General features: G+C 62.9%; 21 protein-coding genes. 3 read left to right on the top strand and 18 right to left on the bottom strand.

The features are described 5' to 3' along the window. The first annotated feature begins 22 nt into the window (after positions 1 to 22). Complete coding sequence (locus AC56LY_RS03185; protein WP_499576567.1) at positions 23 to 928, top strand: LysR family transcriptional regulator; 906 nt, start codon at positions 23 to 25, stop codon at positions 926 to 928. Between the two features lie 99 nt (positions 929 to 1027). Here the strand turns inward: AC56LY_RS03185 and AC56LY_RS03180 are convergent, their stop codons facing one another. Further along, on the bottom strand, positions 1028 to 1273 hold the full coding sequence (locus AC56LY_RS03180; protein WP_499576566.1) for a glutaredoxin domain-containing protein: 246 nt from the start codon (positions 1271 to 1273) through the stop codon (positions 1028 to 1030). Between the two features lie 214 nt (positions 1274 to 1487). Here AC56LY_RS03180 and AC56LY_RS03175 point away from each other — a divergent pair, with 214 nt between their 5' ends. Beyond that, positions 1488 to 2561, top strand: coding sequence for a flavodoxin family protein (locus AC56LY_RS03175; RefSeq protein ID WP_499576563.1), 1074 nt, complete (start codon positions 1488 to 1490; stop codon positions 2559 to 2561). Positions 2562 to 2608: 47 nt separating this feature from the next. Here the strand turns inward: AC56LY_RS03175 and AC56LY_RS03170 are convergent, their stop codons facing one another. The 9 genes from AC56LY_RS03170 to rpsP form a co-directional block, all read right to left on the bottom strand. Further along, positions 2609 to 3400, bottom strand: coding sequence for an SDR family oxidoreductase (locus tag AC56LY_RS03170; RefSeq protein WP_499576561.1), 792 nt, complete (start codon positions 3398 to 3400; stop codon positions 2609 to 2611). A 101-nt stretch (positions 3401 to 3501) separates the two neighbouring features. After that, on the bottom strand, positions 3502 to 6312 hold the full coding sequence (locus AC56LY_RS03165) for a M16 family metallopeptidase (protein WP_499576558.1): 2811 nt from the start codon (positions 6310 to 6312) through the stop codon (positions 3502 to 3504). Positions 6313 to 6557: 245 nt separating this feature from the next. Beyond that, positions 6558 to 6908 carry a DUF3579 domain-containing protein gene (locus AC56LY_RS03160; protein ID WP_499576554.1) on the bottom strand — a complete coding sequence of 117 codons (351 nt, stop codon included), beginning with the start codon at positions 6906 to 6908 and terminating at the stop codon, positions 6558 to 6560. A gap of 83 nt (positions 6909 to 6991) precedes the next feature. After that, a complete protein-coding gene (locus AC56LY_RS03155; protein ID WP_499576550.1) occupies positions 6992 to 7951 on the bottom strand; it encodes a CobD/CbiB family protein in 960 nt (319 codons plus the stop codon). Positions 7952 to 8042: 91 nt separating this feature from the next. Continuing rightward, on the bottom strand, positions 8043 to 8708 hold the full coding sequence (locus AC56LY_RS03150; protein WP_499576548.1) for a CoA pyrophosphatase: 666 nt from the start codon (positions 8706 to 8708) through the stop codon (positions 8043 to 8045). A 91-nt stretch (positions 8709 to 8799) separates the two neighbouring features. Continuing rightward, positions 8800 to 9192 carry a 50S ribosomal protein L19 gene (gene rplS / locus AC56LY_RS03145; protein WP_183553473.1) on the bottom strand — a complete coding sequence of 131 codons (393 nt, stop codon included), beginning with the start codon at positions 9190 to 9192 and terminating at the stop codon, positions 8800 to 8802. A gap of 135 nt (positions 9193 to 9327) precedes the next feature. Then, positions 9328 to 10089, bottom strand: a complete 762-nt coding sequence (gene trmD / locus AC56LY_RS03140; RefSeq protein WP_499576546.1) for a tRNA (guanosine(37)-N1)-methyltransferase TrmD — start codon at positions 10087 to 10089, stop codon at positions 9328 to 9330. A gap of 26 nt (positions 10090 to 10115) precedes the next feature. Continuing rightward, positions 10116 to 10652: a ribosome maturation factor RimM gene (gene rimM, locus AC56LY_RS03135; RefSeq protein ID WP_499576544.1), complete on the bottom strand. Its 537-nt coding sequence runs from the start codon at positions 10650 to 10652 to the stop codon at positions 10116 to 10118. 55 nt (positions 10653 to 10707) lie between these two features. Continuing rightward, positions 10708 to 10956: a 30S ribosomal protein S16 gene (gene rpsP, locus AC56LY_RS03130; protein WP_258836218.1), complete on the bottom strand. Its 249-nt coding sequence runs from the start codon at positions 10954 to 10956 to the stop codon at positions 10708 to 10710. Between the two features lie 248 nt (positions 10957 to 11204). Here rpsP and AC56LY_RS03125 point away from each other — a divergent pair, with 248 nt between their 5' ends. Further along, on the top strand, positions 11205 to 11618 hold the full coding sequence (locus AC56LY_RS03125) for an NINE protein (RefSeq protein ID WP_499576539.1): 414 nt from the start codon (positions 11205 to 11207) through the stop codon (positions 11616 to 11618). Positions 11619 to 11671: 53 nt separating this feature from the next. Here the strand turns inward: AC56LY_RS03125 and AC56LY_RS03120 are convergent, their stop codons facing one another. The 8 genes from AC56LY_RS03120 to ugpQ all read right to left on the bottom strand — a co-directional run bounded on the left by AC56LY_RS03120 (position 11672) and on the right by ugpQ (position 22340). Next, positions 11672 to 13462 (bottom strand): acyl-CoA dehydrogenase, encoded by a 1791-nt coding sequence (locus AC56LY_RS03120; protein WP_499581936.1) that lies wholly within the window; start codon positions 13460 to 13462, stop codon positions 11672 to 11674. A gap of 110 nt (positions 13463 to 13572) precedes the next feature. Next, the gene (locus AC56LY_RS03115; protein ID WP_499576536.1) at positions 13573 to 14502 is read right to left on the bottom strand and encodes an electron transfer flavoprotein subunit alpha/FixB family protein; all 930 of its coding nucleotides are present in this window, start codon (positions 14500 to 14502) and stop codon (positions 13573 to 13575) included. Positions 14503 to 14536: 34 nt separating this feature from the next. Further along, positions 14537 to 15286, bottom strand: coding sequence for an electron transfer flavoprotein subunit beta/FixA family protein (locus AC56LY_RS03110; RefSeq protein ID WP_258836221.1), 750 nt, complete (start codon positions 15284 to 15286; stop codon positions 14537 to 14539). Positions 15287 to 15502: 216 nt separating this feature from the next. Next, positions 15503 to 15730 carry a sulfurtransferase TusA family protein gene (locus tag AC56LY_RS03105; protein ID WP_499574699.1) on the bottom strand — a complete coding sequence of 76 codons (228 nt, stop codon included), beginning with the start codon at positions 15728 to 15730 and terminating at the stop codon, positions 15503 to 15505. A 313-nt stretch (positions 15731 to 16043) separates the two neighbouring features. Continuing rightward, the gene (locus tag AC56LY_RS03100) at positions 16044 to 17045 is read right to left on the bottom strand and encodes an OmpA family protein (RefSeq protein ID WP_499576532.1); all 1002 of its coding nucleotides are present in this window, start codon (positions 17043 to 17045) and stop codon (positions 16044 to 16046) included. A 111-nt stretch (positions 17046 to 17156) separates the two neighbouring features. Next, positions 17157 to 19766: an alanine--tRNA ligase gene (gene alaS, locus AC56LY_RS03095; RefSeq protein WP_499576530.1), complete on the bottom strand. Its 2610-nt coding sequence runs from the start codon at positions 19764 to 19766 to the stop codon at positions 17157 to 17159. A gap of 72 nt (positions 19767 to 19838) precedes the next feature. Continuing rightward, positions 19839 to 21494, bottom strand: a complete 1656-nt coding sequence (locus tag AC56LY_RS03090; RefSeq protein WP_499576528.1) for a flagellinolysin — start codon at positions 21492 to 21494, stop codon at positions 19839 to 19841. Between the two features lie 93 nt (positions 21495 to 21587). Beyond that, entirely contained in the window at positions 21588 to 22340 is a 753-nt protein-coding gene (ugpQ, locus tag AC56LY_RS03085; RefSeq protein WP_499581934.1) for a glycerophosphodiester phosphodiesterase, read from the bottom strand. Between the last annotated feature and the right edge of the window lie 7 nt (positions 22341 to 22347).

Here is a 22347-nt window from a genome sequence, read left to right as displayed (position 1 = left end):
TTTTTGACCTATCATCCATCGGATGAATACCAAAACCTCACTTGACCTCAATCTTCTGGTGACGTTGGAAGCGCTGCTGATCGAGCAGAACGTCACCAGAGCGGCCCAGCGTTTGCACCTGAGCCAGCCGGCAGTCAGCGCACAATTGCGTCGCCTGCGCACGCTGTTCGATGATCCCCTGTTAATTCCAATGCAGCGCGGTATGGCGCCTACCAGCAAGGCACTCGAATTGCTCGAGCCACTGCGTCACTCGCTGGACCAGCTGCGCTCGACTGTGGCCGGGCACCATCGATTCGAGCCGGAAACGGCCGCGCTCGACGTCAACATCGCCTGCACGGACTATGTGCAGGCTGTGCTCGGGCAGCCGTTCGTGTTAATGCTGCGTCAACGTTTTCTCGGCGTAAGAGTCGCCTTGCACCATCTCGATCCGAACGGGCTGGAAGCAAAAATGGCTGAGGGCGACATTGATCTTGCGCTGATGACGCCAGGCGAGGCGCAAGGCAGTCTTCGCAGCCGTCATTTGTTTGACGAGCGTTACGTGTTGATCGGCAGGCGTGGTCATCCAGAGTTGGGCCCCGGGATGTCAGTCGCGCGGTTCTGCACGCTGGAGCATGTCATCGTGTCACTCGATGGCGGGACGTTCTCGACGGCTCTGGATAGCGGGCTGGCTGCGCTTGGGCACCAGCGCAAGGTGGTGCTGTCGGCGGCGTCATTCCTGTTTGTGCCTGGCATCGTTGCGCAGTCGGACCTTGTGGCCCTGGTACCGGAACGCCTGGTGCGCGATGCTGCAGTGATGCTCGACGCCGTCGATTGCGCCTTTCCAGTCCCCGGCTTTTCGGTGAGCATGTTATGGCATGAGCGTCATCATGGTCATCCTGCCCAGCGTTGGCTGCGTGCCATGATTGCGGAGTTCGCCGAGCGGCTATGAGCGGACATCCAGGTTCATGTCTGGCACAGGCTCTGCCGGCATTGACGGACTGGTGGGACAGCGGACATTCATCGCGCTGCCCCACCAGCCGGTTGCTGTTTACTTCTGACCTAACAACTGGACAAGTTCGTCGTACCCACCGACGCGCTTTCCGTCGATATAGGTCTGCGGCGTCGTCTGGACACCTTCGGCGTCCATGAAGGCATCTACTTCGCTACGGGTCGTCAGTTGATGATCCTCAACCTGGTAACCGGCCTGTTGTAATAATTCAAGTGACTCGACGCCGAACGGACAGATATGTTCCGGGGTGACCATGCGGTGCAGCACTGCTTTTTTCGATTCCATTGACATGTTATTCCTTTGCTCTTTACGGGTTATTGGCGGTGACGCCACGGGCCATTACATTGTGGTTCCAGCGTAAACAGGCATGACGGGCCGCGCCGTGCGTGAACGCACCTACAGTCGCCCTGCCCGTCGCACCGATTCGCCATTCAGTGTGCGCGTGCGAACACAGCCTTTGACCAGTCCTCGCGATAATCACCCCATTCACATGGGAGAAATGATGACAACGGTACGCAAGGGCCAGGCGCCCGCCAAGCTGGGGCGCAACGAATTCCACCTGCAATTTCGCCGCACCTTCCAGGACCCTGGCTACGACGCGCTCGAAAACGAGCTGGCCGCCATTGAGGCGGTCGCCTGGGACGCTTACCAGGACGGCCGCAAGGCCCCACGCACGGTGAAAGCCGGCCCTGGCTTTGCCGATCCCGACTACGACCTGTCGATCGACTGGAAAGCCGCGCGCGACCGCCTGCTCGAGGCCGAGAAACACCAGAAGAATCCCGACACCAAGAGCCGCATCCTGGTCATCAACGCGTCGGCCCGCAACGACGGCACCTGCCCCGGCGAAATCTCGAAAAGCTGGCGCATGTCAGAGATGGCGCGCGAGATCATCGAAGCCGATGGCATCGAGGCCGACATCCTCGACCTCAGCCTGATCAACTCCGACTACGACCGCCACATCCACCCGTGCAAGGGTTGCGTCTCGACCGCCATGCCGCTGTGCCACTGGCCATGCAGCTGCTACCCGAACCATGCCGAGCGCCAGGTCAATGACTGGATGAACGAGATCTACGAACGCTGGGTGCTGGCGCATGGCGTCATCATCATCACGCCCGTCTACTGGTACCAGACGCCAGGCGTGCTCAAGCAGATGATCGACCGCCTGGTCTGCGCGGACGGCGGCAATCCCGACCCATCCTCGACGCAGGGCAAGAAGGCCGAAATCGCCAAGCAGATCGAACGCGACGGCTGGGACTATCCGAAGCACCTGGCCGGACGCGCGTTCGGCCTCGTGGTGCACGGCGACGTGGCCGGGATCGAGGGCGTACGCCGCTCGCTGTCGGACTGGCTGGAATGGATGGGGTTGATCAGTTCGGGCAGCTTCGGGCAGCTCAACCGTTTTATCGGCTATTACGAATCGTATGCCGACAGCCACGAGACGTTCGACGCCGACCATGCGGTGCAGGAAGAAGCGCGCAACGTCGCGCGCGCCGTAGCGACTGCCGTGCGCGAAGTGCGCGCCGGGCGCGTCGCCGTGGCCAGCCAGAACCTCAAGCAGCCACGGCCCAAGTAAGCCCGGCGCCATCAGCGTGCACCAAGGAGTGCACGCCGATGGCGAACCTAGACGGCCGTATAACCGCCGTCGATGACCATCTCGTGGCCATTGACGTACGAGGCCATGTCCGAACACAGCCACAAGGCCGCCTGCGCGACTTCGCCGGCTTCGGCAAAGCGGCCCATCGGGTGGGCGGCCTTGAGTTTTTTCTCGATGCCCGGGTCGCGCTCGATCGCGCGCGCCAGCATCGGCGTTTTTACCGCTGCCGGGCACAGCACGTTGACGCGCACGCCGTCACGCGCGTACTCGGCTGCGGCGCTCTTGGTCAGGCCCACCACCGCATGCTTGCTGGCACTGTAGATCGCATGGTTCGGGCTGCCCACCAGGCCGGCAACGCCCGCCATATTGACGATCGACCCGCCACCCTGCTTGAGCATCTGGCGCAGCTGGTATTTCATGCACAGCCAGACACCCTTGACGTTGACGTTCATGATGCGGTCGAACCGCTCATCGTCGGCATCTGCCAGCGGGTGATGCTCTTCGTCCACTGCGGCATTGTTGACAGCAATGTCCAGGCGCCCGTAGTAATTGATGGTTTTTTCCACCAGGGCCTCGACCTCGGACGCGCGCGTGACGTTGCTCTGCACGAACAGCGCCTTGCCGCCGTTTTCGACGATCATCCCGGCCGTCGCGTGGCCGCCCTCGATCGAGATATCGGCCACGACCACGCAGGCGCCTGCGCGGCCGAAGGCCAAGGCGATGGCGCGACCGATGCCGCTGGCGGCGCCAGTGACCAGGACGACCTTGCCGGTGAACGACAAGCCGCTCGCTGGCGGCAATTTGCTGATGCCCTTCATGATGCTCCCTGGGTGATACTTTAATTCTGGAAGGAAACATTTTAACGCATGCTTCCCCCAGCGTCACACTTCCGGGCATTTATGACGGGTATCTGTTGCAGTTAGGGCATAGCGACTATCGGTTTGACCGGCTCCCCGACTTTGGATTGGTCGCCAGCCATCACGACGGACAGTTTTGCCGGATCGATCGCCTTGCGAAACGCCGCATTCAGCTCGGGCAATGTAACCGCATTCAGCCTGCGTTCCAGCTCCAGTGACCACAGGAAGGTCTTGCCGCGGTACAGGTATGAGGTCCAGCTGCCTGCCAGCGCGGCGTCGTTCGTGCGCGTCTGCAGGCGTTGCTGCATCATCCCCGAACGGGCGCCGGCCAGTTCTTCGGCCGTGAAGCCCTCCTTGACCGCGCGCGTCAGTTCGGCGCGCACCGCCGCGTCCAGCTTGGCCAGGTTCTGCGGTGCGGCAATGGCGCCGATCGAGAACACGCCGGAGCGGTCGAGCGTTCCCGCCATCAGGTTCGAGCCGCCGCCGTACGACAGCCCGTCCTTCTGACGGATCCGGTCCATCAGGCGCGACTTCAGGCCCCCTTCGCCGAAGATATAGTTGGCCAGCATCAGGGCCGGGTAGTCCGGGTCTTCGAAGTTCAGATCCACGTTCAGGCGCGCCGTGTAGGACCCGTTTTCCTTGTCCGGCGTATCGAGCATGCGCGCGAGCGGCGCCACATCGGCGTAGTCGGTCAGCACCGGTGCGAACGGCTGCGGAGCGCGCCAGGCGCCGAACAGCGTGTTCACCAGCGGCGTGATCTGGGCCGCGTCGAAGTCACCGACGATCGCCATCTCGGCCGGCTGGGCGCCGTGGAAGTCCGCATGGAACGTTTTCAGGTCGGCCAGGCGCGCCGCCTTGACCTCGGCCACGTCTTCTTCGAGCGAATTCGCATGGCGCACATCGCCCTTCGGATAGCGGTTGAAGTGCAGCGCCATGGCGCGCGCGGCGGCGCTGTCGGGTTCATTGCGGCTCGCTTCCAGTCCCACCAGGATCTGCTGGCGCAGCTGTTCGAATTCCGATTCCGGGAATGCCGGCTCACGCAGCACGTGTGCCACCAGTTTCAGTGCTTCGGGCAGATGTTCGCGCGTGGTCTGGAAATGCGTCGGGCCGCCCGTCATCTTGAGCTTGTCGAAGGCGTCGGCCAGTTCGGCGCGCGTGTAGCGCGTCGTGCCGCGCATCAGCATCGCCGACGTCAGGCCCTGGATCGTGCCCTTGCCGAACAGGCTTTGTTCGGTGCCGAAGTGCTGGCGCAGGTCCACCGTGACGGTTTCACCGCGGTTCTTTTTCGGCAGCAGCGCCAGCTTCACGCCCCCTGCCGTCGTCACCGTCGTGCGCTGCATGATGTTCTGCTGGCTCGGGTCGAAGTTTTCCGCTACCAGGTTCGACACGGCCGGCTTGAAGTCCTTCAGCACGTCGGCCACGGCCGGCGCGGCTGGCAGCACGGCGCGCTTCGACGATTCTTCAGGAATGAACGTACCGGTCACGCGGTTGGTGCGCAGGTAGTAGCGGCCGGCGCTGGCGGCGATCTCCTCGGCGGTCATCTTCTGCACACGCTCGCGGCTGACGAAAAACATGCGCCAGTCGCCCAGGGACGCCGGCTCGGACAGCGCCACGCCCACTGCCTGCGGATCGTTCAGGCTGCGCTCGATCGTGTTGAGCCACGAACGGCGCACGCGCTCGAGTTCCTCGGCCGTGGGCGGCTTGCTGGCGAATTCTTCGACGGCCTGGATCAACGCCTCGCGTACCGGCTCGATCGGCTCGCCCAGCTTGACCACGGCGCCAAAGTACTGCAGGCCGGGCGCATACCCGGTCTGACCGAAGCTGAACACCTGGCTGGCCTTGCCGGTTTCAACCAGCAGCTTGTGCAGGCGGCCATTGGGTGCATCCCCCATGATCTGCGAGGCGAAGCCCAGCGCTTCGGCCTGCGGGTGCAGGTCGGACGGAATCTTGTAGCCGACCGCGACGAACTGCATGTCGCCCTGGCGCCGCACGGTAAAGCTGCGCTCGCCATCCTGGGTGGGCTCTTCGGTCCAGAACACGGGCAAGGCGCGCTTCGGCTTCGGAATCGCCCCGAACAGGCGCTGGATGTTGGCCAGCGTGGCAGTCGGCTCGAACTGGCCGGCCACCAGCAGCACAGCGTTGTCCGGCTGGTAGTAGGTGCGGTAAAAGTCCTGCAGGTTCTTGATGCGCACATTCTCGATGTCGCTGCGGTTGCCGATCGTCGAGCGGCCGTAGCTGTGCCAGTCATAGGCGATGCTCTGCATGCGCTTGAACAGCACGTTGCCCGGCTGGTTTTCGCCGCTTTCGAACTCGTTGCGCACGACCGTCATCTCGGACGCCAGGTCCTTGGCGGAGACAAACGAATTGACCATGCGGTCGGCTTCCATCTGCAGCGCCCAGTCCAGATTGCCTTTCGAGGCCTGGAACACTTCATAGTAATTGGTGCGGTCGAGCGACGTGGTGCCGTTGAACTGCATGCCCCGTTCGGAGAACTGCTTCGTGATGTCGCGGTTCTTCGTCGACCCCTTGAACAGCAGGTGTTCGAGCAGGTGCGCCATCCCGGTCTCGCCGTAGTTTTCGTGGCGCGAGCCGACCATATAGGTCATGTTGACCGTCACGGTCGGGCGCGAGGCGTCCGGAAACAGCAGTACCTTGAGGCCATTAGCCAGGCGGTATTCGGTGATCCCTTCGACCGCCGGGCCGAGGGTCACGCCCTTGGGCAGCGCGGCACTGGCAGCACTGGCAGCACTGGCGGCGCTGGCAGCGGGCGCCTTGACGGCTGTCTGGGCGCCGGCAGGCGCAATGGTGATCAGCGCCAGGCACAGTGCAGCGACATGCGCGGACACGCCGCGCAATTTGTTCTTTGAATCCATGATGTCCCATCCTTGGGGCAGGACGCCAACCGTCCCGCCTGCGACCGGCATGGTAGCAGACGGGCCAGCCCGTCATGCCCCTCCGGTTGACTGGTTGACAGGCGGCATTGGACGCGTACTAACGCGCTAGGGTGGGCAGGATGCGGGGCAAGATGCGGGGCAAAATACAGGGAAATTCGAGGCTACCCCAAAGCAACACTGGCGCCTGGAGATGATCGAGGCGCCAGTGGCGAGGTGCTGCAGGTTCAGGTCCGGGGTTTTTGCTCGCCGGGCAGCGGTACGAAGCAGGCTTCGACGATCTGCATGTCGTTGTCGGTCGCAAAGCTGCGCACAAAGTGATAAGCCAGCGGCTCGATCTGTTGCAGCTTGCGGTTGACCACGACGGCCTTGATGCCATTGACGAGCGTCGGGTAGACGTAGGGCGAATACTTGAGGTGGGCGTTGGGCCCGCCGGTGCCGGGGCAATACGCCGCCAGCACACCGCACAGGCGCTCTGCCCAGTCGCTCGGGCGGAATTGCTTGCCGTTGTTCGTCATGCCCAGGACAAAAAATTCTCCGGAGAGTTCCTCGTCCTTTGTCTGCGCTAGATCGGTCATAGTCCTGAGGGGCTAAGTGAAGCCACTATTATATCTTATAGAAGACCTGAGGACGAGAACCAGGGCGCCGCCCTGCTCCCGCCCTAGCGCAGCCAGGCCACACTCGAGGTCAGCAACAGCAGAATCATCCACAGAATCACGGCGCGCCACACGAGGCCCACCGTACTTTGCAGCGCGCGGATCGTCGGCTCTTCGCCCGGCAGGATATCCGCATCGCTGTCGCTCATGTCGACCATGGCGGCGTCCGCCGGCAGCAATTGTGGGGCATTTTCATTCGGTGTGCCAAGGCGCACGCCCATCGCGCCGCCGCCCGCCGACAGGATGATCCCGCGCGCTTCATCGACCCACCGGTTGGCGAAATTGCGCCACGCATAGACGGCGTCTTCGAAATTGCCTACTACGGCAAACGCCACCGCCGTCAGGCGCACGGGCATCCAGTCGATCCAGTAAAACGCCTTGGCCGCAAACTCGCCGAACGCTTCGTTGCGCATGTGGTCCGGCTCGTTCCACGCACGCGACAGGTATTCCGAGACGCGGTACATCACGGCGCCGGCCGGCCCCAGTGGCATCAGGAACCAGAAGAACACACCGAATACATTGCGGTGGGTCGTGATCAGCGCTTTCTCGACGGCGATGCGCGTGATCTCGGTGCTGTCCATGCCGACCGTGTCGAGCCGCGTCCATTCGGCCAGCAGCGCACGCGCACGCGCCTCGTCGCCGGTATTGAGCGCGAACTGGATCGAGGTAAAGAAATGGCTGTAGTGGCGAAACCCCATCGTCAGGTAGACGATCAGGACGTTCCAGATGAACGCGAGGAACACCAGGTTGTAGTACATGAACACCCAGTGAATGATCCAGGTGGGGAGCATCAGCGCCCCCATCATCAGGAACCATCCCATGCGGCCATTGGTCTGCTCGCCGGCGTTGAACCAGGTTTCGATGCGAATGGCCAATGCCTTGATGGCGCCGTACACCTGGTTGTCCGCGCGCAGCGGTTTCAGTTGCTCGATGAGCAGCGCGCACAGGATGGAAAAGAATGTCATTCAGGAACCCTTTTTTGTTATGGCAATACGACTGCCCCGATACGATAGCGGAGAAGCACGCCAGAATCAAATTTCGGGTACCGACACCCTTTCACGCCCGCAAGAAATGGAACAGGTTGCGCAGCATCGCGGCCGTCGCACCCCAGACGAAATACCGCTCGTACGGCATCGTGTAGAAGGCGCGGCTGCCGCCCTGCGGCAGCGCAATTTCGCGCCGCTGGTGATGCTGGCCATCCATCAGCCAGGCGAGCGGCACCTCGAAAGCTTCGGCAACCTCGCCCGGATCGACCTGTAACGTGAACGGTGGCGCGACCAGGGCCACGACCGGCGTGACGCGGTACGCGCTGATGGTGGCGTAGTCGGGCAGCACGCCGATGATCTCGATCCGGTGGCGCGACAGGCCGATTTCTTCTTCGGTTTCGCGCAGCGCGGTTTCGATCGGCGACGAATCGTAGTCTTCCGAACGGCCACCGGGAAAGCTGACCTGGCCAGCGTGGCTCGTCAGGTGGTCGGTGCGGCGCGTGAGCAGGACCGTCACGCCTTCTGGCCGCTCGACCAGCGGGATCAATACGGCGGCACGCCGAAACGGCGCGGCCAGACGGTCGTCGGTCTCGGTCGAGATTTCCGGTTCCCACGCCAGGGTTTGCGCAAAGCGCTGGCGCAGCGCAGTTGGATGCAGGCGAGCCGGCGCCACTGCGGCCTCGCCGGCCAGACTAATCACGGGCAACTGGGTGGGGTCGAACACGAGCTTGGCCAAAATAACGTTCTTTCAATAACGCTGCGGATAGTAAAAAAGGCATCCTTGCGGATGCCTTTTTATTAGCAAAAGTGCTTGCGCACGATGGCTATTACTCAGCTGCAGCTGCTGGCGCTGCTTTGACGCGACGCTGTGGCAGTTTTTCTTTGATACGCGCCGATTTGCCCGAACGCTCACGCAGGTAGTACAGCTTCGCACGACGCACATCGCCACGACGCTTGACTTCGATCGAAGCGATCAGCGGCGAGTAGAGTTGGAACGTACGCTCGACGCCTTCGCCGGACGAGATCTTGCGAACGATGAAGTTCGAGTTCAGGCCACGGTTACGACGGGAAATCACGACGCCTTCGTATGCCTGGGCGCGCTTGCGGGTGCCTTCGACGACGTTGACGCTGACGATAACGGTATCGCCAGGTGCGAAATCAGGGATCTTGCGGCCGAGGCGCGCAATTTCTTCTTGCTCGAGTTGTTGAATCAGATTCATTTTTATGACTCCATAAACCATCTTGCCGGCGCTACCTTCGCCCAGTAGAGGATGGGGTTGAACAACGGGCAACGTGCCCGCTTTTGCATGCGTCTTGCAACGCATATTCGTAACGCGTCTTGCAACGCAAAATTCTTATTCGGCAGGTTTGACCAACCCTGCCAGAAACTGTTCGTCCTTCTTGGTCAGCTGGCCAGCGCTGCGCGCCGCGTCCAGCAGATCCGGCCGTTTTGACAAGGTCGCTTCCAGCATGCGCTGGCGGCGCCACTTGACGATCTCGGCGTGGTTGCCACCCATCAGGACAGGTGGCACCGGTATGTCTTCGTACACGTCAGGCCGCGTATAGTGCGGCGAGTCGAGCAAGCCGTTGACGAAACTGTCTTCGACGGCCGATGCATCGTCGCCGAGCACGCCGGGAATCAGGCGTACCACGGCGTCCATCAGGGCCATCGCCGGCAGTTCGCCGCCCGATAACACGAAGTCGCCGAGAGAAATTTCCTCATCGACGCAGCGATCGAGCAGGCGCTGGTCCACCGCTTCGTAGCGACCGCACAGAATGACGAGACCGGGCTCGTCCTTCAGTGCCATCGCACGGGCGTGGGTCAGTGGCTTGCCTTGCGGCGACATGAACACCACGCGCGGGCTGGGCAGACCGAGGTCTTGCTGGCGCGCCTTCGCGGCATTGATGGTCGCTTCAAGCGGCCGTGCCATCATCACCATGCCGGGACCACCGCCATACGGGCGGTCATCGACGGTGCGGTGACGGTCTTGCGTGAAATCGCGTGGATTCCAGAGATGCAAGCCCCAGCGTTGCTGCTCGAACGCACGGCGGGTCACCCCGGACTGCGTCAATGCGGCAAACATTTCCGGGAACAAGCTCACGACGTCAAATTGCATCGGATCTCAAGCCCACGTGGACGGGTTCAAAAATCGAGACCCCAGTCCAGGGTAATCAGTTTTTGGTCGAGGCTGACAGTCTTGACGAATTGGTCGACGAACGGCACGAGGCGCTCAGGGGCCTTCTCGTCTGACGACGGATCGGGCACCGGCACGATGCGCAAAATCGATTGCGCGCCATTGCTCATCATGTCGGCCACCTTGCCCAGGGCTTCGCCCTGCAGGTTGACCACGTCAAGCCCGATCAGATCGGACCAGTAATACTCATCTTCTTCGAGCGCGGGAAACGCGCTGCGTGCGATCTGTACCGTGGCGCCCTTGAGCGCTTCAGCAGCATCGCGGCCCTGCAGGCCGACCAGCGTGGCGACGACATCGCCGCCATGCAGTTTTGCACTGCGCACCGTGACGGCGTGCAGAGTCGGCTTGCTGACCCACCAGGTTTTCACGCTCAGCAGCGCATCGGCATCAGAAGAGTGCGGCGTGACACGAATGCCACCGACGATGCCATAAGCACCGGACACATACCCCACTTCGGCCAGATCGGCGGGAACCGAAGTCCCCATACCGGCGTTGCTTGCTGCTGAATCGTTCAAACCTGCGTACCTTGCTTAATAAAAATTAAGCAGCTGGCTTTTGCTGGGCGACCAGGCGAGCGACGGTTGGCGACAGTTGCGCGCCAACGCCTTCCCAGTGAGCCAGACGGTCAGCAGCGATACGCAGGCTGACTTCAGCGCCCGATGCCATCGGGTTGTAGAAACCGATACGCTCGATGAAACGACCATCGCGACGATTGCGCGAATCAGTTGCAACGATGTTGAAGAACGGACGCTTTTTTGCGCCACCACGAGCCAAACGAATAACGACCATAATATTTCCGAAAAAGTTGTTCTGGACGGAGAAAGTCGACGATTATAGCGCGCGACACCGAACAGCAGCAAGCGTTAATGATACAGGGCGCGCAGTCCCAGGAGAATCAACCATTATCACCGATTTCGCGCCAGACCGCTACCAGCCATCTGCCCTAATGCCCTGGAATACGCTGCCAATCGCCGAAAGCGTGCCATTCGCGCCAATCTGGACGATACTTTGGCTTTCCTGAACGATTGACAACATCCATGGCTGCTGCGCACAAGAACAAGACTGTCGCCACCCTGCTCGCCCTGCTGCTGGGTGGCTTCGGCATTCACCGCTTTTATCTGAAACCGGGCGCGGACCGCATCGGTCTGCTGCACCTGTGCTGCCTGCCGGTCATGGGGATCCTGTACGGCGCGGTCAAGCCGCATCCGTTCTATATGGTGCTGCCGCTGCTGGTGTCGTACATCGCCGGCTTTGTCGAGGCGCTGGTGATCGGGCTGACGCCGGATGAGAAGTGGGATGCAGCGTACAACACGCACAGCGGGCAGCAGACGCATTCGAACTGGGTGCTGGTGCTGCTGCTGGTGATCACGATGCTGGTGGCGACGACCGTGCTGATCGGGACGATCGCACGGTTGTCGGACGTGGTGTACACGGGTGGCGCGTACGGGTAAAAAAAGGCAGCCCGCGGGCTGCCTTTTTGTTACGGGCAACGCGAACTGTTCCGTTAGAACTGCTCGATCTCCAGCGCCAGCACGCCCGCTGCGCCATCGACGATCGACGTGCGCAGCCCCGGCGCCTGCGACAGGATGTGGTCGGCAAAGAAGCGCGCCGTGCCGATCTTGGCGCGGTAGAAGGCGGCATCGCCCTCCCCGGCATCCAGGCGCTTCTGCGCCGCCAGTGCGGCGCGCGCCATCTGCCAGCCGCCGAGCACGATGCCCGCCAGCTTCAGGTACGTGACGCTGCCGGCAAACACCGCCTTCACGTCCGTCCTGATATTGGCCACCACATACTCGACCACTTGCTCGAGCGCCGCGCTGCCCTCTTGCAGGCGCTGCGCAATCGCCGTGAAATCGGCGTTCTGCGCCTCGCCCAGCTGGCGTTCGACATCCCGGATCTGGGCGATCAGCGCCTTGGCCACGGCGCCGCCATCGCGCACCGTCTTGCGACCCACCAGGTCATTGGCCTGGATCGCGGTCGTGCCTTCGTAGATGGTCAGGATCTTGGCGTCGCGGTAGTGCTGCGCCGCGCCCGTTTCTTCGATGAAGCCCATGCCGCCGTGCACCTGCACGCCGTCGCGTGCGACCTGCTCGCTCATCTCGGTCGCCCAGCCCTTGATGACGGGGACCAGGTATTCATAGATGGCCAGGTTGGCCGTGCGCGTGGCTTCGTCGGGATGGTGATGGGCCAGGTCGGACAGTGCCGCGCCGACATACGACAGCGCGCGCGCGGCTTCCGTCTGCGAACGCATCGACATCAGCATGCGGCGCACGTCCGGGTGGTGGATGATCGTCACCGGGCCGCTCGAACCGGCCACGTCGCGCGACTGGACGCGGTCCTTGGCAAAGGCCACCGCGCCCTGGTACGCATGCTCGGCCAGGCCGACGCCCTGGATGCCCACGCCGAAGCGCGCTGCATTCATCATGATGAACATGTATTCGAGGCCACGGTTTTCTTCGCCGACCAGCGTGCCGACGGCGCCGCCGTTGTCGCCAAACTGCAGCACGGCCGTCGGACTGGCCTTGATGCCCAGCTTGTGTTCGATCGAGACGCAGGCAACGTCGTTGCGCGCGCCCAGTGAACCATCGTCGTTGATCATGAACTTGGGCACGATGAACAGCGAGATCCCCTTCACGCCCGGTGGCGCGTCAGGCGTGCGCGCCAGCACCAGGTGCACGATGTTCTCGGTCATGTCGTGATCGCCATACGTGATGTAGATCTTGGTGCCGAACAGTTTATAGGTGCCATCGCCCTGCGGCTCGGCGCGGGTGCGCACAGCGGCCAGGTCCGAGCCAGCCTGCGGCTCGGTCAGGTTCATGGTGCCGGTCCACCGGCCCGACACCAGCGGCTCGAGAAAGCGCGCCTTTTGCGCGTCCGAGCCAGCGGTGAGCAAGGCCTCGATGGCGCCATCGGACAACAGTGCCACCAGCGCGAACGACAGGTTGGCGCCGTGCAGCATTTCCATGCAGGGCGTGGCCACGAGCTTGGGCAAGCCCTGCCCGCCGAAGTCCTGCGGATGCTGCACGCCCTGCCAGCCGGCCTCGGCGTACGCCTTGAACGCCTCGCGGAAGCCCTTGGTCGTGGTAACAAAGCCGTCTTTCCAGTAGCTCGGGTCCTTGTCGCCCACGCGGTTCAGCGGCGCGATCACGTCGCGGCAGAATTTCGCGTTTTCTTCCAGGACCGCTTCCACGGTATCGGGCGTCGCATCTTCACAGCCGGGCAGCGCATTGATCTCGGCCAGATTGGCCAGTTCGGTCAGCACGAACTGCATGTCTTTCAGCGGGGCGTTGTAGCTCACCATTGTCTCCTGAATAAATTCTTATGCAAAAAAAACGCCGTTCCTGCAGAGGCGGGAACGGCGTCATTGGCGGCTGTCGGCGCGGCGTACAACGACGCCGCGCCTGGCGATCAGCCCAGTTCCTTGACCAGTTCCGGCACGGCTTCGAACAGATCGCCCACCAGGCCGTAGTCGGCGACCGAGAAGATCGGCGCTTCCGGGTCCTTGTTGATGGCGACGATGACCTTCGAGTCCTTCATGCCGGCCAGGTGCTGGATCGCGCCGGAAATACCGACGGCGATGTACAGCGTTGGCGCGACGATCTTGCCCGTCTGGCCGACTTGCCAGTCGTTCGGCACGAAGCCGGCGTCGACGGCGGCGCGCGATGCACCCATGGCCGCGCCCAGCTTGTCGGCCAGCGGCTCGAGGATCTTGAAGTTGTCGGCCGAGCCGATGCCGCGGCCACCCGAGACGATCACCTTGGCGGCGGTCAGTTCCGGACGATCCGACTTGGCCAGCTCGCGGCCCACGAAGCTCGACGTACCTGCGTCCGCCACGGCAGCGATGGCTTCGATGGCGGCCGAACCACCAGCGGCTGCGGAATCGAACGCCGTGCCGCGCACGGTGATGACTTTCACGCTGTCGCTCGACTGCACGGTGGCAATCGCGTTACCGGCGTAAATCGGGCGCTCGAACGTGTCGGGCGAATCGACCTTGGTGATTTCGGAAATCTGCGCGACGTCGAGCTTGGCAGCCACGCGCGGCAGGATGTTCTTGCCGTAGGCGGTGGCTGGCGCGAGGATGTGCGAGTAGCTGCCGGCGATCGCCAGAATCTGCTCGGCCACGTTCTCGGCCAGGCCGTCGGCGAAGTGCGGCGCGTCGGCGACCAGCACTTTCGAAACGCCCGCGATCTGCGCAGCAGCTTCGGCAGCGGCGCCGCAACCCGAACCGGCAACCAGGATGTGCACATCGCCGCCGCACTGAACAGCTGCGGTAACGGTGTGGTGGGTAGCGCCCTTCAGGGAGCCGTTGTCGTGTTCAGCAATGACTAATGCGACCATGTTGATTCCTATCTTGTAAATGACGACAAACGGCTCAGATGACTTTGGCTTCAGTGCGCAGCTTCTGCACCAGCGTGCCCACGTCCGGGACCTTCACGCCCGCCGAACGCTTGGCAGGCTCGACGACTTTCAGGGTCTTGAGGCGCGGCGCCACGTCCACGCCCAGGTCTTCCGGCTTGATCGTCTCGAGCGGCTTTTTCTTTGCCTTCATGATGTTCGGCAGCGTCACATAGCGCGGCTCGTTCAGGCGCAGGTCGGTGGTGATGACTGCAGGCAGCTTGAGCGCCACGGTTTCCAGGCCGCCGTCGACTTCGCGCGTCACGGTGACCTTGTCGTCCTCGAGCACCACTTTCGATGCGAACGTCGCTTGTGGCCAGCCCAGCAGTGCGGCGAGCATCTGGCCGGTCTGGTTCGAGTCGTCGTCGATTGCCTGCTTGCCCAGGATGATCAGCTGTGGCTGCTCTTTGTCGGCCAGTGCCTTCATGATCTTGGCCACGCCCAGCGGCTCGGTGTCGCCCGCGGTCTCGACCAGGATGGCACGGTCGGCGCCGATGGCCAGGCCGGTACGCAGGGTTTCCTGGCACTGAGGCACGCCGATCGACACTGCCACCACTTCGGTAACCTTGCCGCCTTCTTTCAGGCGGGTGGCCTCTTCCAGCGCGATTTCGTCGAACGGGTTCATCGACATCTTGACGTTGGCGATATCCACGCCGCTGTTGTCGGACTTGACGCGAACCTTGACGTTGTAGTCGACCACGCGTTTGACGGGTACCAGGACTTTCATAGGGTGCCTTTTAAAATGAGATGGAGACAGACTAAAGTGGCTCAGATTATATGAGAAATCGGGGCATCGGGCCAAATTAAAGCACGAGCGTGCGATTTTTTAGTAGAGTAAAACACCTAAAGTAGTCTGTCTGTCATGAATTCGGGGAAACAGACGGGGGCAGACCCCGTTACGACAATGCGCGCCGTCGCGATGAACGCGACCCGGCGGCGTGGCTTACTTGCGGCGCATCAGAAAAGTGAACTCGCCGTGTTCGAAGGTGTGGGCCAGCAGCGCATTGCCGGTCTGCTTGGCGAAGGCCTGGAAATCACGCACGGAGCCGGTGTCGGTGGCCACGATACGCAGCACCTGACCGCTCTCCATGTCGGCGAGCGCCTTCTTCGCTTTGAGGATGGGCAGTGGGCAATTCAGCCCCCGCGCATCCAGATCTTTCTGGAATTCCATAATATCGGTGTCGGTGTCGAAAATGATGTCGCTCATCGCATTCCTGATCAGTAAGGATGGTGCTGGAACTTGAATACTACTCCAATTCGCGCAGTATGACGCACCGCACCAAAATAGTCATAGATTGTTGCGAGCCTGCAACCCAATGTTAAAAGCTTGACGAAGTTACACGGAGTCTGTACTGGATGCTCACGGAAAAGCACTATGGCGGTGCATCTTTTCAACCAGATGTGATCCAAAACGGCGCATACAATAGCCGTTCCGGCAAGCCCGCGCAATAGAATTGCGCGATGTTGTCGCAGCCAGGCGGGCCTTACTGCTCGACCAGTTCGACCCGCCGGTTCTGCTGGCGCCCCGCCTCGGCGCGGTTCGACGCCAGTGGCGCATACGCAGCCACGCCTTTCGGACTGAGGCGCGCGGCATCGATCTTGTAGGTGCCGGCCAGCGCCCCGACCACCGACTCGGCGCGTCGCTGCGACAACGCCAGGTTCTGGGCCACGGCGCCCTGGTTGTCGGTGTGACCGACCACGAACACCTTGAGCTTTGGCGACTGCTTGAGCATGGCAGCCATCTCGGCCAGCGCAGCTGCCGATTCGGGTTTGACGTCGGCCTTGCCGGTGTCGAAATAGACGCCGTAGATCGCCACCTTGCCGTCCGTGGCGATGCCCTTGGCCATGTCCGCCGCGTTCAGGTCGGCAGCAACCTTGCCCCCTTCCATCGGCTTGCCTTCGACGATGTCGAGGTAGACGCCGCCGTTCTTGCCCTGGACCGGATCGACTGCGTATACGGCAACGGTCAGCGCAGACCCATCGGGCCGCGTTCCCGATGCGAGCAGATAACGGTTGTCATTGCGGCCGTAGTTGAAGGGCGAGGTCGCCGCCTCGCCGCCCTGGATGAAGTTGTAGCCTACCCGCTGCTGCTGCACGAAGTCGCCAAAATTTTCGCCACAGGTTTCCTTGGCGCAGGCGAAGGTGCTTTTCATGCCGGCCTTTTCGAGCGCCGTCTGGTAGTTGCGCATGACTTCGAGCGACGAGCGGTCCTGGGGATAGACGTAGGCGATGCGGGTGTACTTGCCTTCCAGGCGCAGGGTCTTCTCGAAACCGGGCTTGCCGGCGATCCGGACGCGCTTGCCTGCCGGCAGCGTGGCCTCGTCGAACTGCTTCACCTCGTAGCCAACCAGCTTCGCGCCCGCAAAACGCGTGAGCAGCGGATGATCCTTGCCGCCCTTGACCGTGTCGTTTGCCGGCATCTGGGCCTGCGCCACAGACACCGCCGTTACCAGAAGACCCGTTACCAGAACCCGAAGTGTCAGCATGATCGCCTTTAAAAGGTTGATGTTCGTGCATGATTCTATGAGGGCAATGCGATGAAGGCAATAAAAAACGCCGCCCGGAGAGGCGGCGTTTTTTATCCGGCAAAACGCTGCTTACGCGCGTTTGCCCACCCAGCCAGCCACGCCGGCCAGCGCCGTCGGCAAGCCCGATGGATCGGTGCCGCCGGCCTGCGCCATGTCCGGACGCCCGCCGCCCTTGCCGCCCACCTGCTGGGCCACAAAGTTGACCAGCTCGCCCGCCTTGACCTTGCCGGTGGCATCCTTGGTCACGCCTGCGATCAGGCTGACCTTGCCATCGAGGACGCTTGCCAGCACGATCGCGGCCGTGCCCAGTTTGTCCTTGAGCTTGTCCATCGCTTCACGCAGCGTCGCCACGTCGGCGCCTTCCATCGTGGCCGCCAGCACCTTGATGCCGTTGACGTCGATGGCTTGCGCGATGAGCTCGTCGCCCTGCCCTGACGCCAGCTTCGACTTCAGTGCCGCGACTTCTTTTTCGAGCAGCTTTACCTGGTCTTGCACCTGGCCGATGCGGCTGGTCAGTTCGTCAGGATTGGTCTTGAGGGCGCCAGCCGCTTCGATCAGCTTGCGGTTGATCGATTGGACCAGGGCCAGTGCACCTTCGCCCGTGACGGCTTCGATACGGCGGATACCGGCCGCGACGCCGCCTTCGGACACGATCTTGAACAGGCCGATGTCGCCGGTGCGGGTCACGTGGACGCCGCCGCACAGCTCTTTCGACGTGCCGATGTCGAGCACGCGCACGGTGTCGCCGTACTTCTCGCCGAACAGCGCCATGGCGCCGTGCTTGACCGCATCGTCAAACGACATATTGTGCGATTGCGTCGCGTGGTTCTCGAGAATTTCGCGGTTGACGATGGTCTCGACCTGTGTGATCTCGTCCAGCGTCAGCGCCTGCGGGTGGCTGAAGTCGAAGCGGGTCTTGTCCGGGTCGACCAGCGAGCCTTTTTGTGCCACGTGTGTGCCCAGCACTTCGCGCAGCGCCTTGTGCATCAGGTGCGTTGCCGAGTGGTTGCGGATGGTGCGTGCGCGCTTGGCCGTATCGACCTGTGCGTCGACCGTTGCGCCCACCTTCAGCGTGCCTTCGCGCAGCACGCCGTGGTGACCGAAGACGTCGGCCTGGATCTTGAGCGTGTCTTCGACTTCGAAGCGGATGGCGCCGTCGCCAATCACACCCTGGTCGCCCACCTGGCCGCCCGATTCGGCGTAGAACGGCGTCGTGTCGAGCACGACGATGCCGGCCTGGCCGGCGCTCAGTTGCTCGACCTTCACGCCGTCGGCGTACAGCGCAAGCACGTGCGTGTTGTGGGCCAGCGAATCGTAGCCGACGAATTTCGTTTTCTCGCCAGCGTACTCGACGTTGGCGGCCATCTTGAACTTGCCGGCGGCGCGCGCCGTTTTCTTCTGCTGTTCCATCGCGGCGGTAAAGCCTGCTTCGTCGAGCGTGATGCCACGCTCGCGGCAGATGTCGGCAGTCAGATCCAGCGGGAAGCCGTAGGTATCGTACAGCGTGAAGGCGGTGCCGCCGTCGAGGTTCTTCGGATCCTTGGCCAGCTGCGCTTCCAGGATCTTCATGCCGTTTTCGAGCGTCTCGCCGAAGCGTTCTTCTTCGGCCTTGAGCACCTGCGCCACGCGGTCTTTGGCCGTGCGCAGTTCGGGGTAGGCTTCGCCCATCTCGATGTCCAGGTCAGCCACCAGCTTGTAGAAGAATGGCTTGGTCTGGCCCAGCTTGTGGCCATGACGCAGCGCGCGGCGCACGATGCGGCGTAGCACGTAGCCGTGCCCTTCGCTGCTCGGGATGATGCCGTCGACAATCATGAACGACGCAGCGCGGATGTGGTCGGCGATGACCTTGAGCGAATTGTTGTCGAGGTCAGGTGCGGCGGTTTCGCGGGCAGCGGCCTTGATCAGGTTCTGGAACAAGTCGATTTCGTAGTTGCTGTGCACGTTCTGCAGCACGGCGGCCAGACGCTCCATGCCCATGCCGGTGTCAATCGACGGCTTTGGCAGCGGCGTGAGCGAGCCGGATTCGTCGCGGTAGAACTGCATGAACACGAGGTTCCAGATTTCGATGAAGCGGTCGCCGTCTTCTTCGGCCGAGCCCGGTGGGCCGCCCCAGATGTCGGCGCCGTGGTCATAGAAGATCTCGGTGCACGGACCGCATGGGCCCGTATCGGCCATCTGCCAGAAGTTGTCGGAGGCGTAGCGCGCGCCCTTGTTGTCGCCGATGCGGATGATGCGCTCTGTCGGCACGCCGATTTCGTTGGCCCAGATGTCGTACGCTTCGTCATCCTCGAAGTACACGGTGATGGTCAGCTTTTCGGCTGGCAGCAGGTAGACCTTGGTCAGGAGCTCCCAGGCCAGCTGGATCGCATCGCGCTTGAAATAGTCGCCAAAGCTGAAGTTGCCCAGCATCTCGAAGAACGTGTGGTGCCGCGCCGTGTAGCCGACGTTTTCGAGGTCATTGTGCTTGCCGCCGGCGCGCACGCAGCGCTGCACGGACGTCGCGCGCGAATACGGGCGCGAATCCAGGCCCAGGAACACATCCTTGAACTGCACCATGCCGCTGTTGGTCAGCAGCATGGTCGGATCGTTGCCCGGCACCAGCGGGCTGGAACGCACGATGGAATGGCCTTTGGATTCAAAGAACTTGAGGAACTTTTCGCGGATGTCGGAGGATTTCATGTCTGATCGTTGGGCGGAGTGAGGCAGCGTGCCTGTAAAGGAACGATTATAGCCTAGCTCCCCGATCCATTCTCAGCGCAGCAGGCTCAGGATCGAGCGTGGTTGCCCGTTGGCCTGCGCCAGCATCGCCGACGCCGCCTGCTGCAGGATCTGCGTGCGGGTCAGCCGGGCCGTGTCGCTGGCGTAATCGGTGTCCTGGATGCGCGAGCGCGCTGCCTGGATGTTCTGCGAACTCGTCTCGAGCGCACTGGCGGCCAGGTCGAGCCGGTTGCTCGAGGCGCCCGTACGCACGCGCTGCTCACCCACAAATTCCAGCGCCCGGTCGATGCTCAGCAGCGCCACGCTCGATCGCGTCATGTCGAGATTGGCCAGGCCCAGAGCGCGCGCATTCATCGACGAGAATTGCAGGTCGATCAGGTCGCTCGCTTTGTCCCCGGCCTGCACCTGCACCCGCCGCACGCCGCTGGCGCCGCCCTCGTCCGGGTAGACGACGTTGAAACCGGCCAGGCCATCCGCGGCATTGCTGGTCCCGCTGGCAGGCACGACGGCGCGGGCATCGCGCACGGGGCCGCCGTCGGCGTCCAGTCCGCCGATCGCGCCCGTATCGGCATTGGTCAGATTCATTTTTGTATTGATAAATTGTTCGCCGTTGGCGCCGAAGTCGGCCAGGAACGCGGCGTTGCTCGTGTACACGCCTTTCGAGACGGCATTGAGCGCCGCATCCAGGTCGGCGGACTGGTTGTTGTTCAAGTATTGCATGATGCCCTTGATGCCCCCCTCCACGCCCAGGCCCTTCATGCGGTCGTGCAGGTAGCGGCTGGCGGCATACCCGCCTTCGTACGAAAAACCGCCGCCGGCGATGGTGGCGACGACCCCCGCCATGCTGCCGGCACCGGCCAGGCGTTCGTCGGCACCATTGATCAGTTCAGCCGTGCCTTCGACGAACCATTGCGGCAGCGCTCCCATGTTCATCGTGCGGCCCATCACCGCGTGCACCATCTCATGGGCGACGATGCGGTCGCTGTAGAGCGGCGCGCTGCCGCCGTCGGGGGTAGCCGCGGTGCCGAAGTCGGCCATGTCGATATTCAGGTGCAGATTGTTCAGCTTGCCACCGGACGACGTGCCGGACACCGAAGCGAGCACGTTGTAGGCACCATCCGTGGTGTCGAGGTTGACAGTCAGTTTGGCGCCATCGCCCATGAGCCCGTAATGCTGCTTGATCAGGTCTTCGGCCGAACTGAGCCAGCCGGACTGGAGGCCATCGAGCACGGCGCGCCGTCGTTCGTCGCCGCCAATGCTGACGGTGTCCTGCGAAAACACTGCTTCGCCGTTGAAACTGGTGTCGGTGCCTACCTGTGTGATGTGTTGCAGCAGCGCCTGTGTTTCTTTCTGCAGCGCGCCGCGGTCCCCATCCGTGTAGCTGCCATTGCCGGCGGCCACTGCCATCTCGCGCAGGCGTTGCAGGGTCTCGGTGACGCTGGCCATGGCGCCATCGGCCACCTGCAGCATCGACGTCGCGTCGCTCATGCTGCGCAGCGCCTGGCTGGTGCCGCGCAGGTTCGAGTTCAAGCGCGACGTGATCGCCTGGCCGGCCGCATCGTCCGATGCGCGGTTGATGCGCATGCCGGAGCTCAGGCGCTCGACGAGCTTTGCCTGCTCGGTGTCATGCGTGCGCATGCTGCGCTGCGTACTGAGCGACAGGGTATTCGTTGATATGGAAAGCGCCATGGTGGCAACACCGTCAGGGTGATCGTCCCTTCTTAACGTCACCCCTCGTTGTTACTTTAGGTCACCGTGTAAATATAGTGCCTGACCTTGATCTCAGGCGAAATCGGGCGTGATCAGGTCGATGCGGTCGGTGCAGAAGGCGTCCACGCCCCACGCCAGCAGTTCGCGCGCGCGGCCGGCATCGTTGACGGTGTAGCAGAACAGGCCGTAGCCCGCGTCCTTGACGGCGCGTGCCTGCTGCCGGCTCAGGTGCAGGTGATTGGTATGGATGGCGCGCGCACCGAGCGCCTGCGCCCGCGTCTGCCAATCGGCACCGAGGGCGCTGATCAAGCAGGCGCGCGGCAGCGCCGGTGCGGCCGCCTGCGCTGCTGCCAGCGCGACGTCGCTGAACGATGACAACAGCGGCAACGCGGCCGGGTCGCCGGACGCGAGCGCGTCGGCGAACAGCGCGGCCGTCATCTGCGCCACGACGCGGCCCGTCTCCCGTTCGTAGCCGGGCGCCGGCTTGATCTCGATATTCATCCAGATGCCGCGGGCCATGCACAGGCGCGCGAAGGCGTCGAACAGCGGCACCGGCTCGCCCGCAAACGCCGGGCCGAACCAGCTGCCGGCATCCATCGCGGCCAGGTCCAGCGCATCGTGCTCGAACACGCTGCCGCTGCCCCGGACCGTGCGGCCCAGGCCCGGGTCGTGCAGCACCACGGGGACGCCGTCGCGCGCCAGCATGACGTCGAACTCGATCGCGCGAAAGCCCGCTGCCATGCCGCAGCGCAGGCCGGCCACCGTGTTCTCGGGCGCGAGGGTGCCGCCGCCACGGTGCGCGAGGATGCGGGGCCACGGCCACACGGGATCG

Source organism: Telluria sp. ZT3P25 (assembly GCF_059685895.1).
The sequence above is the reverse complement of the archived record's forward strand: the minus strand, read 5'-3'. Positions and strand labels throughout refer to the sequence as shown.

What these genes read in the sequence shown, in the direction of transcription:
- AC56LY_RS03185 (WP_499576567.1), top strand. Translation starts at nt 23, where the DNA reads ATGAATACCAAAACCTCACTTGACCTCAATCTTCTGGTGACGTTGGAA.
- AC56LY_RS03180 (WP_499576566.1), bottom strand. Translation starts at nt 1,273, where the DNA reads ATGGAATCGAAAAAAGCAGTGCTGCACCGCATGGTCACCCCGGAACAT.
- AC56LY_RS03175 (WP_499576563.1), top strand. Translation starts at nt 1,488, where the DNA reads ATGATGACAACGGTACGCAAGGGCCAGGCGCCCGCCAAGCTGGGGCGC.
- AC56LY_RS03170 (WP_499576561.1), bottom strand. Translation starts at nt 3,400, where the DNA reads ATGAAGGGCATCAGCAAATTGCCGCCAGCGAGCGGCTTGTCGTTCACC.
- AC56LY_RS03165 (WP_499576558.1), bottom strand. Translation starts at nt 6,312, where the DNA reads ATGGATTCAAAGAACAAATTGCGCGGCGTGTCCGCGCATGTCGCTGCA.
- AC56LY_RS03160 (WP_499576554.1), bottom strand. Translation starts at nt 6,908, where the DNA reads ATGACCGATCTAGCGCAGACAAAGGACGAGGAACTCTCCGGAGAATTT.
- AC56LY_RS03155 (WP_499576550.1), bottom strand. Translation starts at nt 7,951, where the DNA reads ATGACATTCTTTTCCATCCTGTGCGCGCTGCTCATCGAGCAACTGAAA.
- rplS (WP_183553473.1), bottom strand. Translation starts at nt 9,192, where the DNA reads ATGAATCTGATTCAACAACTCGAGCAAGAAGAAATTGCGCGCCTCGGC.
- trmD (WP_499576546.1), bottom strand. Translation starts at nt 10,089, where the DNA reads ATGCAATTTGACGTCGTGAGCTTGTTCCCGGAAATGTTTGCCGCATTG.
- rimM (WP_499576544.1), bottom strand. Translation starts at nt 10,652, where the DNA reads ATGGGGACTTCGGTTCCCGCCGATCTGGCCGAAGTGGGGTATGTGTCC.
- rpsP (WP_258836218.1), bottom strand. Translation starts at nt 10,956, where the DNA reads ATGGTCGTTATTCGTTTGGCTCGTGGTGGCGCAAAAAAGCGTCCGTTC.
- AC56LY_RS03125 (WP_499576539.1), top strand. Translation starts at nt 11,205, where the DNA reads ATGGCTGCTGCGCACAAGAACAAGACTGTCGCCACCCTGCTCGCCCTG.
- AC56LY_RS03115 (WP_499576536.1), bottom strand. Translation starts at nt 14,502, where the DNA reads ATGGTCGCATTAGTCATTGCTGAACACGACAACGGCTCCCTGAAGGGC.
- AC56LY_RS03110 (WP_258836221.1), bottom strand. Translation starts at nt 15,286, where the DNA reads ATGAAAGTCCTGGTACCCGTCAAACGCGTGGTCGACTACAACGTCAAG.
- AC56LY_RS03105 (WP_499574699.1), bottom strand. Translation starts at nt 15,730, where the DNA reads ATGGAATTCCAGAAAGATCTGGATGCGCGGGGGCTGAATTGCCCACTG.
- AC56LY_RS03100 (WP_499576532.1), bottom strand. Translation starts at nt 17,045, where the DNA reads ATGCTGACACTTCGGGTTCTGGTAACGGGTCTTCTGGTAACGGCGGTG.
- alaS (WP_499576530.1), bottom strand. Translation starts at nt 19,766, where the DNA reads ATGAAATCCTCCGACATCCGCGAAAAGTTCCTCAAGTTCTTTGAATCC.
- AC56LY_RS03090 (WP_499576528.1), bottom strand. Translation starts at nt 21,494, where the DNA reads ATGGCGCTTTCCATATCAACGAATACCCTGTCGCTCAGTACGCAGCGC.